This is a genomic window from Nonomuraea purpurea (assembly GCF_042650645.1).
GTDB classification, from domain to species: domain Bacteria; phylum Actinomycetota; class Actinomycetes; order Streptosporangiales; family Streptosporangiaceae; genus Nonomuraea; species Nonomuraea purpurea.
On sequence record NZ_JBHSBI010000089.1, the window covers coordinates 1 to 1,145 of the forward strand.

Annotated in this window: 1 pseudogene; it reads right to left on the minus strand. The window is 67.3% G+C overall.

What is annotated here, in order from left to right:
• Positions 1–1,145 (minus strand): annotated as a pseudogene (locus ACFOY2_RS54640) (DNA-directed RNA polymerase subunit beta); the annotation flags it as partial.

A 1,145-nucleotide genomic window follows, 5' to 3' on the forward strand; every position in this document is an offset into this window, starting at 1 on the left:
TCGGGATGTCCCGGGTGATCTCCTCGGGGCCCAGCTTGGTGTCGCGGGCGTCGACCTCGTGCTCCTCGATGTGGATCGAGGACAGCACGTCGTCCTGGACCAGCCGCTGGGACAGGATGATCGCGTCTTCGTAGTTGTGGCCCTCCCACGGCATGAATGCCACGAGCAGGTTCTTGCCGAGCGCCATCTCACCGTTGTCGGTGCAGGGGCCGTCGGCGAGGACCTGGTTGACCTCCACCCGGTCGCCTTCGGCGACGATGGGCTTCTGGTTGAAGGAGGTGCCCTGGTTGGAGCGCTTGAACTTGGCGACACGGTAGGTGGTGCGGGTGCCGTCGTCGTTCATGACGGTGACGTAGTCGGCGGAGACCTCCTCGACCACGCCCGCCTTCTCGGCGTTGATCACGTCGCCGGCGTCGGTCGCGGCACGGTATTCCATGCCGGTACCGACCAGCGGCGCCTCGCTCTTGAGCAGCGGCACCGACTGGCGCTGCATGTTGGAGCCCATGAGCGCGCGGTTGGCGTCGTCGTGCTCGAGGAACGGGATCATCGCCGTGGCGACCGACACCATCTGGCGCGGCGACACGTCGATGTAGTCGACCTCCTCGGCACGCGCGAGCTCGGTCTCACCGCCCTTGGTGCGGACCAGGACGCGGGCGTCGGCGAACGTGCCGTCGGCGTTGAGCACCGTGTTGGCCTGCGCCTTGACGTAGCGGTCTTCCTCGTCGGCGGTGAGGTAGTCGATCTGGTCGGTCACCTTGCCGTCGACGACCTTGCGGTAAGGCGTCTCGACGAACCCGAAGGCGTTGATCCGGCCGTAGGAGGCCAGCGAGCCGATGAGGCCGATGTTCGGGCCTTCAGGGGTCTCGATCGGGCACATCCGGCCGTAGTGGGACGGGTGCACGTCACGGACCTCGAAGCCGGCCCGCTCACGGGACAGACCACCGGGGCCGAGCGCGGACAGACGCCGCTTGTGCGTCAGACCGGCCAGCGGGTTGGTCTGGTCCATGAACTGCGACAGCTGCGAGGTGCCGAAGAACTCCTTGATCGACGCCACGACCGGGCGGATGTTGATCAGGGTCTGCGGCGTGATCGCCTCGACGTCCTGGGTGGTCATGCGCTCGCGCACGACCCGCTCCATGCGGGCC